General features: G+C 35.8%; 12 protein-coding genes, 1 tRNA gene and 1 pseudogene. 9 read left to right on the top strand and 5 right to left on the bottom strand.

All coding sequences use genetic code 11. The annotated features are described in order from the left end of the window. Nucleotides 1-178 precede the first annotated feature (178 nt). Complete coding sequence (gene rimO / locus A9G45_RS06160; RefSeq protein WP_065566463.1) at nt 179-1,501, top strand: 30S ribosomal protein S12 methylthiotransferase RimO; 1,323 nt, start codon at nt 179-181, stop codon at nt 1,499-1,501. A gap of 6 nt (nt 1,502-1,507) precedes the next feature. Next, nucleotides 1,508-2,896 (top strand): MATE family efflux transporter, encoded by a 1,389-nt coding sequence (locus A9G45_RS06155; RefSeq protein WP_065566464.1) that lies wholly within the window; start codon nt 1,508-1,510, stop codon nt 2,894-2,896. 528 nt (nt 2,897-3,424) lie between these two features. On the opposite strand, the gene proB is transcribed toward A9G45_RS06155, so the two are convergent. The 3 genes from proB to gpt are packed head-to-tail and all read right to left on the bottom strand — an operon-like array spanning nt 3,425 to nt 6,378. Beyond that, on the bottom strand, nt 3,425-4,534 hold the full coding sequence (gene proB / locus A9G45_RS06150) for a glutamate 5-kinase (protein WP_065566465.1): 1,110 nt from the start codon (nt 4,532-4,534) through the stop codon (nt 3,425-3,427). 27 nt (nt 4,535-4,561) lie between these two features. Beyond that, on the bottom strand, nt 4,562-5,818 hold the full coding sequence (gene frsA, locus A9G45_RS06145) for an esterase FrsA (protein WP_065566466.1): 1,257 nt from the start codon (nt 5,816-5,818) through the stop codon (nt 4,562-4,564). A 23-nt stretch (nt 5,819-5,841) separates the two neighbouring features. Beyond that, nucleotides 5,842-6,378 carry a xanthine phosphoribosyltransferase gene (gene gpt, locus A9G45_RS06140; protein WP_081295616.1) on the bottom strand — a complete coding sequence of 179 codons (537 nt, stop codon included), beginning with the start codon at nt 6,376-6,378 and terminating at the stop codon, nt 5,842-5,844. A 149-nt stretch (nt 6,379-6,527) separates the two neighbouring features. Here gpt and A9G45_RS06135 point away from each other — a divergent pair, with 149 nt between their 5' ends. From A9G45_RS06135 to serC, 6 genes and pseudogenes are all read left to right on the top strand, one after another. Continuing rightward, the gene (locus A9G45_RS06135; RefSeq protein ID WP_065566467.1) at nt 6,528-7,991 is read left to right on the top strand and encodes an aminoacyl-histidine dipeptidase; all 1,464 of its coding nucleotides are present in this window, start codon (nt 6,528-6,530) and stop codon (nt 7,989-7,991) included. A 234-nt stretch (nt 7,992-8,225) separates the two neighbouring features. Then, entirely contained in the window at nt 8,226-9,236 is a 1,011-nt protein-coding gene (argC, locus tag A9G45_RS06130; protein WP_065566468.1) for an N-acetyl-gamma-glutamyl-phosphate reductase, read from the top strand. A 67-nt stretch (nt 9,237-9,303) separates the two neighbouring features. Then, nucleotides 9,304-10,083, top strand: a complete 780-nt coding sequence (gene argB, locus A9G45_RS06125; protein WP_065566469.1) for an acetylglutamate kinase — start codon at nt 9,304-9,306, stop codon at nt 10,081-10,083. Nucleotides 10,084-10,185: 102 nt separating this feature from the next. Then, nucleotides 10,186-11,403: pseudogene (locus A9G45_RS06120) on the top strand (argininosuccinate synthase); the annotation flags it as partial. A gap of 200 nt (nt 11,404-11,603) precedes the next feature. Then, on the top strand, nt 11,604-12,977 hold the full coding sequence (gene argH / locus A9G45_RS06115; protein ID WP_065566470.1) for an argininosuccinate lyase: 1,374 nt from the start codon (nt 11,604-11,606) through the stop codon (nt 12,975-12,977). Between the two features lie 215 nt (nt 12,978-13,192). After that, nucleotides 13,193-14,278, top strand: coding sequence for a 3-phosphoserine/phosphohydroxythreonine transaminase (serC, locus tag A9G45_RS06110; protein ID WP_065566471.1), 1,086 nt, complete (start codon nt 13,193-13,195; stop codon nt 14,276-14,278). A gap of 68 nt (nt 14,279-14,346) precedes the next feature. On the opposite strand, the gene A9G45_RS06105 is transcribed toward serC, so the two are convergent. Then, the gene (locus A9G45_RS06105; protein WP_065566472.1) at nt 14,347-14,706 is read right to left on the bottom strand and encodes a DUF4156 domain-containing protein; all 360 of its coding nucleotides are present in this window, start codon (nt 14,704-14,706) and stop codon (nt 14,347-14,349) included. Between the two features lie 220 nt (nt 14,707-14,926). On the opposite strand from A9G45_RS06105, the gene A9G45_RS06100 reads away from it, so the two are divergent. Further along, a tRNA-Ile gene (locus A9G45_RS06100) sits at nt 14,927-15,003 on the top strand. A 611-nt stretch (nt 15,004-15,614) separates the two neighbouring features. Here the strand turns inward: A9G45_RS06100 and A9G45_RS06095 are convergent. Further along, the gene (locus A9G45_RS06095) at nt 15,615-16,079 is read right to left on the bottom strand and encodes an STY0301 family protein (protein WP_065566473.1); all 465 of its coding nucleotides are present in this window, start codon (nt 16,077-16,079) and stop codon (nt 15,615-15,617) included. Nucleotides 16,080-16,145 lie beyond the last annotated feature (66 nt).

Below are 16,145 nucleotides of genomic sequence, written 5' to 3'. Positions count from 1 at the left end.
CTATCAAATAAATCAGTTAATACATATCTAATATTCCTTTCAAATTTGAAAATCAGTGTATCAACTGTAACGAAATGTGATAGAATGCCGAGGCTATTTTGATTAGCAAATAATTATAAAAATAGTTTATTAAATTCTCAAACAATACCTCTTTATATAAAACACAATTATAAACACTATGAATATATCACCCCCTACAATTGGATTTGTGAGCCTTGGCTGTCCTAAAAACTTAGTCGATTCTGAACGAATTTTAACTGAATTACGCACGCAAGGTTATCAAGTTGTGCCAAGCTATGATAATGCCGATCTGGTTATTGTTAACACTTGTGGATTCATTGACAGTGCCGTACAAGAATCTCTCGAAGCAATTGGTGAAGCATTGAACGAAAACGGTAAAGTCATTGTTACTGGATGCCTTGGCGCAAAAGAAGATCAAATTAGATCTGTACATCCCAAAGTACTTGAAATATCTGGCCCACATAGCTATGAATCTGTATTAAGTCATGTTAATAGATATGTCCCCAAACCTGCATATAATCCTTATACGAGTTTAATTCCTCAACAAGGTGTGAAATTAACACCGAAACATTATGCTTATCTCAAAATTTCAGAAGGCTGTAACCACCGTTGTACATTTTGCATTATCCCATCTTTGCGCGGAGATATGATTAGCCGACCAATTGGTAACGTTTTAGATGAAGCTAAACGCTTAGCTGATAGTGGAGTTAAAGAACTATTAGTTATTGCGCAAGATACGTCAGCCTATGGTATCGATATAAAAAACCGCACTAACTTTTGGAATGGTATACCATTAAAAACCGATATTCAGACCCTTTGTGAACAGTTAGCTAACCTAGGAATTTGGGTAAGATTGCATTATATGTACCCTTATCCTAGTGTTGATGACTTAATACCATTAATGGCTGAAGGAAAAATCCTACCTTATTTAGATGTGCCATTACAACATGCAAGCCCATCAGTTTTAAAATCAATGAAACGACCGGGAACTATTGAAAGAACCTTAGAAAGAATTGATAAATGGCGTGAAATCTGCCCAGATATTACTTTGCGCTCCACTTTTATAGTCGGATACCCAGGTGAAACAGATCAAGATTTTGAGCTATTGCTCAGCTTTTTATCTCAAGCACAATTGGATCGTGTTGGTTGCTTCACATATAGCCCCGTAGAAGGTGCTGCTGCCAATAAACTAGCTAACCAAATACCAGAAACGATCAAACAAGAGCGTTTTGATCGTTTTATGCAATTACAGCAAAAAATCTCAACACAAAAGCTACAAGCCAAAATAGGTAAAACGCTTCCCGTTATTATTGATGAAATTGATGATGAAGGCGCAATAGGCCGTAGCATGGCTGATGCTCCTGAAATAGACGGTGTTGTATATTTAAATGAAGAAAACCAAGTTAAAGTAGGTGATATTGTTCAAGTTAATATTGAACATTCTGATGAATACGACCTCTGGGGAACAGTTAAAAGGTAATAAACCATGAAACAACATTATAAACACGAAGTAAAAAATCTTGGTAAATTAGCAGTTCCTGTACTTATTGCACAAGTATCTCAAACGGCAATCACCTTTGTCGATACCATCATGGCGGGAAATTATAGCAAAACAGCCTTATCTGGAGTAGCTATTGCCGTATCAATTTGGTTACCAACAATTTTATTTGGCCAAGGTTTGTTAACGGTGCTAACCCCCATTATCTCAAACTTAAATGGTGCAGCTAAACGTGATCAGGTTGCAAGCCAAACTCGTCAAGGCGTGGTAATTGCTTTAATATTGTCGATATTAATGATGATTTTCTTATATCATTCTGACAAAATAATTAATTTAAGGAGTTCAGTTGAGCACCCGATTGATCCCGAAATGGTTAACGTTGCCGTCTCATTTTTACGCGCTATCATGTGGGGGGTGCCTGCGTTCTTACTCTTTTTAGTTTACCGAAATCAATGTGAGGGACTATCGAATACTAAACCCGCTATGGTCATCATATTTATTGCTCTTCTTGCCAATATTCCAATTAACTATATTTTAATCTATGGAAAGTTAGGCTTACCTGCTTTTGGTGGCGTTGGTTGTGGCATTACAGCAACAATTATATTTTGGCTTATGTTTATTTTAATACGCTTATATACACTAGTTAGTCCAAGCCAACAAGATATACGTAATACTCCAATCACAAAACTGGTTGATTTTAATATAATCAAAAAGATTATTATACTGGGTACCCCTTTAGCGCTGGCTTACTTCTTTGAAATGAGCCTTTTTGCTGTGATTGCGTTATTAATAGCTCCATTAGGGCAAATAACCGTTGCAGCTCACCAAATCATTTTTACTATCAGTAGTTTGACCTTTGCTATTCCATTATCTCTTGGTGTTGCAACCAGTATACGTGTTGGCTATTTACTAGGTAATAAAAAACCAGCGTTAGCTAAACAAACCGCCTATATTAGTTTATCAATATCGCTCTGCATGGCTGTTTTTGTTGCACTAGTTCTAGTCATTTTTAGAACACCAATTATCGCACTATTTACCAGCGAGGCTGCGGTCATTGCTATCTGTATGCAGTTAATTATTTTACTTGCTATCTATCAAGCATCTGACTATTTGCAAGTTGTGGCAAGTAATGTGTTGCGAGGTTATAAAGATACTCAAAGCATCTTTTTTATTACACTACTATCTTATTGGGTTGTTGGATTGCCTGTTGGTTATGTTCTAGGATTGACCGATCTAATCATTAAGCCAATTGGTGCCGCTGGTTTTTGGATAGGAATTATATCAGGGCTTGCTGTTGCAGCATTATTATTAATTGCTAGAATGGTTTACATACAAAGACAGCCCGCTGAAGCTATTTTAGAGCGCGCAGCAAGATAAATTATTTAATTGGAACAGCTAAAATTTTAAAAGGATTAACACATTTTATAAACAGCAAGTGATGTGATAAGCGCTGCAATAATTGGCTGAAAATGTGTTTTATCCAATCCTATAAATAATTGTTGTATTTACTTATTTTTAATATTTGTAATATACAAAAAATAAGCAACTGAAAATGAATAAAAAATCTTCAAAGATTTAGTAATGGAGTTATCTAACAATCTGAGAAACGTAAGGTTTCCGATGGATGATTCGATCAAAAGATGATGTATTTAGCTATATAATAAGTTTTTGAAGAACTCATAATGCGAAACCTGAAATTGTAACGCTACAATCGGTTGGTTTATTGTAGAATTTGGTAACAGAACTTCTCATCACTTTTAATGAGTAAATACGCAAACTTTGGATTAGATTCTTCCTTAAGATGACTTTATTTTCTATCCTAATGAGTTAATCGTTTAATACAATAATACATTATTTTTTGTTTATGATTGGGTTATATCGGAAAAACATTAATTCAATTATCTGTTATTTAATTATCATATCATCTCGATGAACAGCAACAGAACCATATTCATAGCCAATAATTTGGCTAATTTTTTTGGAATGGTGTCCTGCAATTTGCCTCAGTGCATCGCTATTGTATCGGCTAACACCTTGAGCAATATGCTTGCCGATGCTATTACAAATATCAATCACTTCACCACGAGAAAAGTTTTTTTCAACTTTTATAATGCCTTTTGGTAGTAGTGAACTACCGTTGTTTAATATTGCATTAACTGCACCATCATCTAAAAATACTTTACCAGCTTTAGGTGCGCCAAATAACCAGTATTTTCGGTGCTCTAGTGGCGTTTTTTGCGGCAAAAATTTTGTGCCAACAAATTGATTATTGATAATATCAATAATCACATTAGATCTATTTCCAGCTGCAATTACCACTTCAATACCTGCGCTACCTGCAATTTCCGCAGCTTGTAATTTTGTGCTCATACCTCCTGTACCCAGTCCAGAAACACTACCACCAGCAATACTACGTAAATTATCATCGATCTGGTCGATCTCTTGGATAAGTTTTGCATTACTATCTGTTCTTGGATCGGCTGTATATAAACCATCAATATCGGTTAATAATATCAGTTTATCAGCTTGTGCTAAAATAGCGGCAAGGGCAGATAAATTATCGTTATCGCCCACTTTTATTTCGGCTGTGGCGACTGCATCGTTTTCATTGATTACAGGAACGATACGATTATCTAACATGGCTTTTAATACATCTTGTGCATTTAAAAATCTTTCACGATCTTCTAGATCTGCACGAGTTAGTAACATTTGGCCAATATAGATTTTATAGATAGAAAATAGCTGTTCCCAAAGTTGTATCAGTTTGCTTTGCCCAACAGAGGCGAGTAATTGCTTTGAGGCGATAGTATTAGGTAAGGTAGGGTAGTTTAAGTATTCGCGACCTGCGGCAATGGCGCCAGAAGTAACAATAATAATTTTATGTCCATTTTGATGTAAAGTTGCACATTGTCGTATCAACTCAACTATTCGTGCCCGATCTAGCTGTTTAGTACCACCAGTTAGTACACTGGTGCCTAATTTAACAACAATAGTTTGTTGTTTATTATTGGACATAATATGACTCTTTTGGTTAATCGTGAATTATAAAACAGACCTCATCCATTTGACTGATTGGGTTAACGCCTGATGTAAACTTTTTTGTAGTGGTGTTTTTGGCACGGTCACTATTTTATTTTGTTTAGTTGAATGAATCAATTTTGCTTCACTAAGATTACTTAATTTATCATTTTCAAAAATGATATTCATGACCGGTACTTGGCAAGCATGTGTTAAAAGACCTTGATTTTTTAGAGAAAAATAATTTAACTCTGCGGCTAATTGCTGATTGGATATCGAAGGTAAACCCAAACGGCTAGCTAGCATATCTTTATAACTATTAGGGAGATCTTTTTGCAGTTCTTTGTCAGCAAAAATTTGATGAACAAATGGCGTAAAGTTAAATAATCCTCTAATTTTATTTGGCATTAAATAAGCTAAGCGAGTGGCAATATGCGAACCAAATCGAAAACCAGCAACAATAACACGATGATCATCAATCCATGGTATGTTGGACAATTGCTCTAATATAGCTTGATGAATTTTACTGCTATTTTGTGTTAAAGCAAAATTACGGCTATAGCCAACAGAAGGTAAATCAACAGTTAACATGGCAAATCCTTGAGGGGCTAAAAATTCACTAAAATATCGATAATAATCGATTTGTAAATTACCCAAAGCATTACAGATTAGTACCACAGGGCAAGCCCCTTCAGTTTTTGGTAGGTGTAAAATTGTTTTAACGTTGTGATTATCAACTTTAAATTCAAGTTCTTTAACTAAAAAAGTTGAAAAATTAAGGGCTTTGGAATAAGTTTGATAAGCACAGGCTTGGGCATACATTGCCAGCTCATCATTTTTAAAATGTGGATAACTGGCAATACTTGCATATTCACTGGCAATAAGGTACTCGTTGAGTAGCTTATCTTTATCTGCATCGGTAAGATTTGTTTTATCTACTGACTCTGCTTTAGTTTGCCACATTGCTGCTTGGTTTAAAAACTCATAAATCCAGTTACCAGATTGATAACCGATAACAGTATCTAACCATTTATCATTTGTGTGGCATCTTGTTGAAGCGGCAATTTTTGATAAAACCGCTTCAGCTTCTAATTTTGGTAACCCCCGCCAATGCCACAAAATAGGGTTGACAATTCGATACCATTTTGAGTCGACCTCTCCATCTAACGCACTAATGCTACTGCCATTACTACTATCAGTACGGTTAATTAGCGTCGAAGTCTCAGGATAATTCAATTGTGGTTTGAATATCTGTGCTGTTAGATTTTCGGTAGCTGCCATAACAACCTTGGTATCCTTATTGATTATTTATGATCGCAAATAGGTTTAACAAACATAACACCTGTATCCCAAGGTTGTTCGATCCAAGTGTCTTGAGCAATATCTACAACATAATCATCAACAAGTGGTTTACCTGCTGGTTTTGCAAAAATAGTAACAAAGTGAGCTTTTGGATACATTTCACGAATAGTGTGAGCAGTGTTGCCCGTATCGACTAAATCATCAACGACAATAAAGCCTTCGCCATCACCATTGGCTTGCTTTAGGATCAGTTTTTCGCGTTGATGATCGTGATCATAACTTGAAATGCAAACAGTATCAACATAACGAATACTAAGTTCTCGAGCTAAAATAGCGGCAGGGACTAAACCACCACGGCTAACGGCAATGATACCTTTCCATTGATTAGCAGGTAATAAACGTTCTGATAGTTGACGCCCGTAGGATTGCAACATTTCCCAGGTAACGGTGAATTTTTTCTTTTCAGCAATAAGTTCTGCTTTGTGTTGTTTTTTGGCTTGGATTTCTTCTTCTGTTAATAAAGTTTGTTCTGTTGACATGAGTAACCTGCAATTTTAATCGAATGTGTGAATAAATAAATATTCATGAACTAAAAATAGATGTAAAATTGCACCTTATTATAGAGTGATTAGTTAAAAAAAACCACTCCTTAATTTAATACTAACTTAATTAATTTTGAGGTTATATCATGCTTTCTACTTTAGCACCCAAATTTGTTTGGCAGATTTTTAATGATATTTGTAAAATCCCGCATCCATCTCATCATGAACAAATGATAACTAAATACATTGTCGATTTTGCTAATACGCATCATATCGACTGCAAGCTTGATAAAGTAGGTAACATTTTACTCACTAAACCAGCAAGCAAAGGAATGGAACAGTGTCCATCGATTGCTTTGCAAGCTCATATGGATATGGTGCCACAAAAAAATGAAGGTACTGTGCACGATTTTTTCACTGATCCAATTCAAGCTTATGTTGATGGTGAATGGGTAAAAGCCAAAGGTACCACGTTAGGTGCAGATAATGGTGTCGGCTTAGCATCTGCGCTAGCTGTGTTAATTGATCCGGCTGTTGAACATGGGCCGATTGAAGTATTAATAACGACCTCAGAAGAAACAGGTATGCACGGTGCTTTTGGTTTACAACCTAATTGGTTAAAGAGCCGTTATTTGATTAACACTGATTCTGAAGATGAGGGGGAAATATTTACGGGCTGTGCTGGAGGTGTTGATTTTTCCACAACTTTTGCTGTGACCTATGCGGTAATACCGGAAAAGCATGATTGTTATATAAGCATTTCACTAAAAGGACTAAAAGGTGGGCATTCTGGTTGTGATATTCACCTTGGGCGTGGTAATGCAATCAAATTAATGGCTCGCTTTTTAGCGCAGTATGTACAAGATATCCCATTTAGATTAGCCGACATAAAAGGTGGCTCACTACGTAACGCTATTCCAAGAGAAGCTTTCATTGAAATCACTTTAAATAAACAAGATCTACCTAAATTAGAAGCCATTGTTAAACAATATCAAACTATTTTACACAACGAATTAGGCCATGTAGAACCTTCTATCGAAATAACATTATCTGAAGTTGAATCTAATAAAGTCAAAAGGGTATTAACAGCTGAACATCAAAATAAGATTATAAACTATCTCAATACCGCACCTAATGGTGTGATTAGAATGAGCGATCAGCTTCATGGTGTGGTTGAAACATCACTTAATTTAGGTATAGTCAGTATCGAAGACAACCAATTTAATGCCCATTTTTTGATTCGCTCTCAAGTGGATAGTGCAAAAGATGCTGTTGTATCAACCTTGGTATCGTTTAGCCAACTTATTAATGCTAATTACGAAATCAGTGGTGGCTATTCGGGTTGGGAACCCAATTTAGATTCGCAATTACTTAAACTTGCAAAAGGTAAATATCACGAAATTTTTTCTCAGCAGGCAAAAATAATGGTGATACATGCAGGGCTGGAATGTGGTCTATTTAAGCAAAGCTATCCAAATATGGATATGATCTCAATTGGACCAACAATTGTTTCACCACATTCCCCAGATGAGAAAGTCAATATCCAAAGTGTTTATCGTTATTGGGAATTATTGATAGCAATATTAAAATCAGCAAGTTTTTTAAAATAATATAGCTCATTAAATACCTACCGATCGTTATTGGTAGGTATTAACATTATTTGTTTGTACCTTATTTTTGCAAAAAATGTTTTAGCATTTAAGCCTTATCTTAAAATCAATTTCGATAGAAATAATGAAATTAAATTCATAAAAAGTGAATAAAAATTCATTTTGTGCTTGTGTTAGTCTTTTGAATGGCTTACTATATGCACAATTATTGCGTAAGAATTAATAAGGATGAATATGTTAAAGGCAATTGTTATCGGTGCAAGCGGGTATGCGGGCGCAAAATTAGCTTATTATTTGCACAAGCATCCCCATGTCGAACTTACCGCTTTAATTGTGTCGGAAAATAGTCAAGATGGTGGCAGGCTGATTTCTGATTATGAGCTGCATCCTCAGCTAAAAGGGGTTATTGATCTGCCACTTATAGCCACATCTGATTATTCTGCTTATATCAATGATGTTGATATTGTTTTTTTAGCCACCGAACATACCGTTAGTCACAATCTTGCTCCTTACTTTTTAGAGCATGGTTGCACTGTATTTGATTTGTCAGGCGCATTTAGGGTGAATTGTGCTACTTTTTATAGCGATTACTATGGTTTCACGCACCAACACCCTAAATGGTTAGATAAAGCTGTTTATGGTTTAGCTGAGTGGAATGTTGAGCAGATCAAACATGCACAGCTTATTGCTGTGCCTGGGTGCTATCCTACCGCTTCGCAATTACCACTAAAACCGTTAATCGAAGAGAGTTTATTGGATAATTCACAATGGCCGGTAATTAATGCTGTAAGTGGTGTGAGTGGCGCAGGCCGAAAACCTTCACATAATAATTTATTTTGCGAAGTAAGTTTACATGCTTATGGGGTATTTACTCATCGCCATCAGCCCGAAATTGCAACGCATTTAGGGCAAGAAGTTATTTTTACACCGCATCTAGGTAGTTTTAAACAAGGTATCCACGCCACAATCACTTGCCGAGTAAAAGCGGGTGTAACATCACAAGACATTCTTGCTACTTTAAATAAATACTACCAAAATAAACCTTTAATTCGAGTGTATCAAAAAAATTTGCCTGCATTAAAATCTGTTGTTGGTTTGCCTTATTGCGATATTGGCTTTGTATTAAAAGATCGTCATTTAATCTTAATTTCTGTTGAGGATAACTTATTAAAAGGCGCAGCAACGCAGGCTGTACAGTGCATGAACATTCGGTATGGTTTTGATGAAACAACCGCATTATTATAAAAATGGACTAATTTCTATTTTAAATTTTGAACATCTTAACAATAAGTTAAATTACTAGGAAACTAAAATGAGACCATTAATTATAAAACTTGGTGGCGTATTACTTGATAACAAAGATGCCTTAAGCCAATTATTTGTTGTTATTAGTGAATATAAAAAGAATTATCAACGATCTTTAATTATTGTTCATGGCGGTGGTACGGTAGTTGATTCATTAATGGATAGGCTTTCTTTACCCGTAGTACGCCGAAATGGGCTACGTGTAACGCCAGCTGATCAAATTGATGTGATTGTAGGAAGCCTTGCTGGTAGCGCAAACACCAAATTATTGTCTGAAGCTAAAAAACATCAAATACCAAGTGTTGGGCTCTGCCTTGCTGATGGTAATAGTGTTAAAGTCAAACAAATTTCGGAAGATCTAGGTTATGTTGGCGAAGCTCAAGCAGGCGATCCTACATTAATAAATTTACTTGTTAATGCAGATTATTTGCCGATTGTTAGCTCAATTGGCATCACCGAAAGTGGGCAAATGATGAATGTTAATGCCGATCATGCTGCGGTAGCGCTCGCTAAAACTTTAGGTGCAGACTTAATATTATTGTCTGATGTCGTTGGCGTGCTTGACGAAAATAAGCAGCGGATTGAGTCTTTAACACAATCACAGGCGGATCAATTGATCGCTAAAAGTATTATTACCGATGGTATGGTGGTAAAAGTGAATTCGGCTTTTGAAGCAGCTAAAGAACTGGGGCAGCCGATTGTGATTGCCAGTTGGAAAGAGTCCGATCAACTTATCAAATTATTTAATGGAATATCAGGAGCAACGGGTACAAAAATTATTGCTTAAATAACAAGTATTTGTATTAGGCTAGTTATCATCAATGCAAGTATAAAAGTATATATCTTTAACGCATTTATTTATCGTAAGTTAATTTGGAAAGGGTGTAACATGAAAAAAAGTGGAACAAAAAAGGTTGTATTAGCTTATTCAGGTGGTTTGGATACATCAGCAATTATTCCTTGGTTAAAAGAAAACTATGGAAGATGTGAAGTTTACGCTTTTGTTGCTAATGTAGGTCAAGATCCCAAAGAATTAAAAGATGTCGAAAAGAAAGCTAAAGCCTCGGGGGCGGTGGCTTGTAAAGTGGTTGATTTACGAGAAGAATTTGTTAAAGACTATGTATATCCTGTTTTGAAAACAGGCGCCTTATATGAAGGCACTTATTATCTTGGTACCTCGATGGCTCGTCCAATTATTGCAAAAGCACAAGTAGAATATGCATTAGAAGTTGGTGCAGATACACTATGTCATGGTGCAACAGGTAAAGGTAATGACCAAGTACGCTTTGAAACAACTTACACTGCACTTGCTCCACAACTAAAAGTCATTGCACCTTGGCGTGAGTGGGATCTACGTTCACGTGAAGCGTTAATTGATTATTTAAAAGTTCGTAAAATCCCAACCACGGCAACGGTTGAAAAAATTTATAGCCGTGACGAAAACGCATGGCATATCTCGACTGAGGGCGGTGTGCTAGAAAGTACTTGGAACCAGGCTAATGCTGATTGCTGGGCTTGGACTGTTTCGCCCGAAGATGCGCCAGATAAACCAGAACTGGTTACTATTGGAATAGAAAAAGGCGAAGTAGTGTCGGTTAACGGCAAAAAATTATCGCCTTACAACTGCGTGGTAACACTGAATAAAATTGGTGCAAAACATGGCGTTGGTCGCGTAGATATTATTGAAAATCGCCTAGTTGGCATTAAATCACGTGGTTGCTATGAAACTCCAGGTGGCACAATAATGATGACAGCATTACGTGGTTTAGAGCAATTAATCTTAGACCGTGACAGCTTTAAATGGCGCGAACAACTCGGAATTGAAATGGCCTATGTTGTTTATGATGGTCGTTGGTTTGCTCCATATCGACGTTCAATTCAAGCGGCCGCTGAAGTATTAGCACAAGACATGACAGGCGAAGTTGTTGTTAAACTTTATAAAGGTAATGCAACAGCAGTACAAAAAAAATCGCCGAATAGTCTATATAATGAGGAGTTTGCAACATTTGGAGAAGATGATGTTTATGATCACAGCCATGCAGGTGGCTTTATTCGTCTATTCTCGTTATCCTCACGTATACGAGCTTTAAACGAAGATAAGAAAAAACAACCCGCTCAAAAGACCAAATCAGCTAAATCTGTTAAAACAGCGGAACCTGTGAGTAAAACATAGCAACAAAAGTAAAAAAGTGATTTCCGATATCACAAATAAAATAACAACAATATACAGGCTAATGTCTGTATGTTGTTATTTTAGATAAAATTGTACGTGTTTAACTAGTTATTAAAAATAATATAGAGGTAATTATGGCATTATGGGGTGGGCGTTTTAGCCAAGCGGCAGATCAACAATTTAAGCATTTTAATGATTCATTGCGCTTTGACTATCGTCTTGCAGAGCAAGATATCATTGGTTCAATTGCTTGGTCGAAAGCATTGGTGACTGTTAACGTTATATCTTATGATGAGCAAAAAAAGTTAGAAAAAGCTTTGAACGAATTACTGGTTTTGGTACAACAAGATCCCAATCAGATTTTACAAAGTGATGCTGAAGATATACACAGTTGGGTGGAGCAAAAACTGATCGAAAAAATTGGTGATTTGGGTAAAAAATTACATACAGGTCGAAGTCGCAACGATCAATCAGCCACTGACCTAAAACTATGGTGTAAAGATCAAATTCCTTATTTAATTAATACCATTAATCAATTGCGACAATCTCTTGTTACAACAGCAAAACAACATCAAAATGCCGTTATGCCTGGTTATACCCATCTACAGCGAGCACAACCAATCACATTTGCACATTGGTGTTTAGCTTATTTTGAAATGCTCAGCCGTGATGTTAGTCGTTTACAAGATACCTTAAAACGCTTAGATGTAAGCCCATTAGGGACAGGTGCATTGGCTGGAACTGCTTATCCCATGGATCGCGATCAATTAGCAAATTGGTTAGGTTTTTCGGTAGCAACAAATAATAGTTTAGATTCGGTGTCTGATCGTGATCACATTCTTGAGCTATTAAATAATGCTTCAATTGGTATGGTGCATCTATCACGTTTTGCTGAAGATCTTATCATTTTCAACACTGGTGAAGCTAACTTTGTTGAATTATCTGATCGCGTTACTTCGGGCTCGTCACTTATGCCGCAAAAAAAGAATCCAGATGCATTAGAACTAATTCGTGGCAAAGTAGGTCGAGTGACTGGCGCATTAACCGGAGCGCTTATGACCTTGAAAGGTTTACCGCTTGCTTATAATAAAGATCTACAAGAAGATAAAGAACATCTATTTGATGCACTGGATACTTGGCATGAATGTTTAGATATTGCCATATTAGTATTAGAAGATATTAAAATTAACTATGCAAACTGCCAAGAAGCGGCTAAACAAGGTTATTCCAATGCGACCGAACTTGCTGATTATTTAGTTGCCAAAGGTATACCATTTCGGGAAGCACATCATATTGTTGGTGAAGCAGTAATTGATGCAATCACCAAGAAAAAGGCGCTTGAAGAGCTCTCGCTTGAGGAATTACAGAAATTTAGCCCTGTCATTGGTAATGACGTTTATTCAATATTATCGTTAGAATCATGCTTAGCCAAACGTTGCGCTAAAGGCGGGGTTTCACCACAACAAGTTAAATTAGCAATTAAAAATGCAAAGCAACAATTATCCTAGCCTTTTCACTCTTCTTCATAACTATGCCGGCATTTGCCGGTATTTTTATATCAATTAAATCAATAATGCCATATAAAGCAATAGTTTTTGATTACAGAGATAAAATAGCCAAAGGGTATAGACGTATGCATCTTTTTCTTAAAAAATCTGATTGTATATCTGTTAATACGGTGTAAAAATAGAATTCTTTTTTGAATGGATTAAAGTGAATTGTTATGAGTAAAAGTTATAACTTTAGTGCAGGTCCTGCAAAATTACCTGCAGATGTATTAAAACAAGTTCAAGCCGAGTTATTGAATTGGCATAATACAGGTGCATCGGTGATGGAATTGAGTCATAGAGGTAAAGATTTTGATGCCTGTGCTGTTGAAGCTTCTAACGACCTGCGTGAAATATTAGATATCCCTAATAATTACAAAATTCTCTATTGCCAAGGCGGTGCTAGAGCACAATTTGCCGCAGTGCCATTAAATATTTTAGGCAATAAAACCAATGCAGACTATATCAATAGTGGTTATTGGAGCCAGTGTGCTGCCAAAGAAGCCAGTAAATATTGCCAAATTCACGAGCAAAATGTGGTCATAAAGCAAAATGGATTAACCGCTATCAAACCTATGTCTGAATGGCAATTAAATGATGATTCCGCTTATGTACACTATTGTCCCAACGAAACAATTGATGGTATTGAAATTTTTGAAGAGCCAAATTTTGGTAATAAAACAGTCGTTGCCGATCTATCATCATGCATATTATCACAACCAATTGATATAAGCCGATATGGTATCATTTATGCGGGTGCCCAAAAAAACATTGGTCCATCAGGTATTACTATTGTTATTGTGCGTGAAGATCTAATCGGTCATGCCCAAAAAATCTTACCATCAATATTAGATTACAAAATTTTAATGGATAACGATTCTATGTTTAATACACCACCTACCTTTGCATGGTACTTGTCGGGGTTAGTGTTTAAATGGATAAAAAACCTTGGTGGGCTAAAAGCCATGCAGCAACGTAACCAAGCCAAAGCACAATCGCTATACCAATATATCGACCAATCTAATTTTTACCGAAATACTGTTGCAACCGCTAACAGATCAATTATGAATGTAACTTTCTTATCGCCAAATGAAGAGCTAGATAAAAAATTTGTAAGCGAAGCAAGCCAAGCTAACATTATTGGTATTAAAGGGCATCGAATTGCCGGAGGAATGCGTGCATCAATTTATAACGCCATGGATCAAGAAGGGGTCAATTATTTAATTGACTTTATGCAGCAATTTGAAAAGCAAAATAGCTAAAAGCTATACAAGTAGTGACGCCAATTAAAAAAGGAAAGGTAAGCCCTCCCTTTTTTAATTAACTAGCCCTATTTGCAACTATATACTTCACCAACCATAACCGCATCTGTTGGTGCAATATCTGAAATATATTGCATAGAAGTATCTTGCGCATTATAAATCACATTACCGCCCATCGTAGCCGCTTTGTTCATAAGTTCTGATGCCGCATCGCGAATAAGTTCACTATGTGTTTTAAGTCCAGAAAAGAAACTGCTACGACGCCCCTCTGTTTTCCCCAAAAACTGGCAAGAATCTGCAGGCTTAGTATCAATAAATTGGACTTGGCGACCAGCAGCAGTCGGTTGATATTTATCGCTACTACACGCACTTAAAAGCAAAGTTGCTAATATTACAACACCAACAAATACTGATTTTTTGATAGACATGATATTTCCTTAGCCAATATAATAAAAAATAATAATGAACCAAGTTATTGTATCAGTTTCATTAAGCAAAAAATATTAGTAATTAAGCGAGAGGAAAACTTTATAAACACATTTCAGATTAAGAAATAATCAAACTAACCTGGTTTATTAATTAATTATAGCAAATTCGATTTAACTCTATTATAATCGCAATCCTACTAACTTAGTAGCACGCCGAAATGGCCCCTTAGCTCAGTTGGTCAGAGCAGTCGACTCATAATCGATTGGTCACTGGTTCAAGTCCAGTAGGGGCCACCATTATATGATTTATCTAATTTTTATATTTAATAAACAAGGGCGTTTATGACTATGCCACTAAATATTATTGATATGTTTTTATTATCGCTGATTGTTTTTTGGTGGGTGTATTTGGCTGTTTTTGTATTGAGTATAATTATCGTTTTTGCATGTAAAAATAAATTTTTAAAGTTTATCTGTACAATATTAGCAATAGTACTATTTTGCAGTTATATTTCTCTTTATTATCTTTCGTCGTTTTATACTTATTTTAAGCTTTTTTGATAAGCATTTATGTCCCTTGAAGAAATAACAGTTTTAGCCTTATTGAGTTGTTATCCTTTTCTTCTTGCAATTATCTGTTTAGTTGAATTATTTCTAACTTTTAGCCTCTTAGAAACTCAGATTTAGCTTTCTGTCTCATTATGTTGCGCTTGCCATTAACAAAAAAATAGCGTTTAATAAAGCGCTTTAATACAGATAAAACATCGTTTTTCACCGCTTGCTATATTAATTTTGTTTAATGAGCTGATATTTTTCTACATTCAAATTTGATTTTGCATTTTTCGGGAAATAGTTTATAGCTTGTCACTCGACTAATCTTTTACTACGAGTGAAAATTAGTTATAGGCTTAATGAATTTCTTGTAATTCACTCGTGCTGCATTTAAATACAATTTGAGGATTATCGAATTGATCTTTTGAACTAGTCATCCAGCAGCTTTTCATTGATGGATCGATTTTCTTTATTAATTGCACTTCGTCGCTATTATAGCCACAGCTAATCCAGTTACCCTCTTTATCATAAATGGTATTAACACTCCAAGTCGACTCATATTTTTTGCCATCAATAATACCTACTTCAGGTTTTAATTGAATTAATTTAACAGGTTTATCGGAATAAATACCTGCGGCATTAAGTACTTTACGCTCATTTCTTTTTTCTGAAACTTCCCAACCATCAGGAGCTCTATCAATATCAAATTGAGCAGATTTAACTTTCACCGCTATTGGACAAGTAATTTCATAGGCATTAGCAGTGTGCAAAGCGCCAATTAAAACCAAAGAGGCAACACCTATCTTTAGTATTTTTTCCATTGATAAATCCTTATTAAAATATTGGCATAAATCATCATTTAATTTTATGTTAGATTGCAATTATGC

Source organism: Gilliamella sp. HK2 (assembly GCF_001690265.1).
GTDB classification, from domain to species: Bacteria; Pseudomonadota; Gammaproteobacteria; order Enterobacterales; family Orbaceae; genus Gilliamella; species Gilliamella apicola_C.
This window is presented reverse-complemented; position numbering and strand designations above follow the sequence as displayed.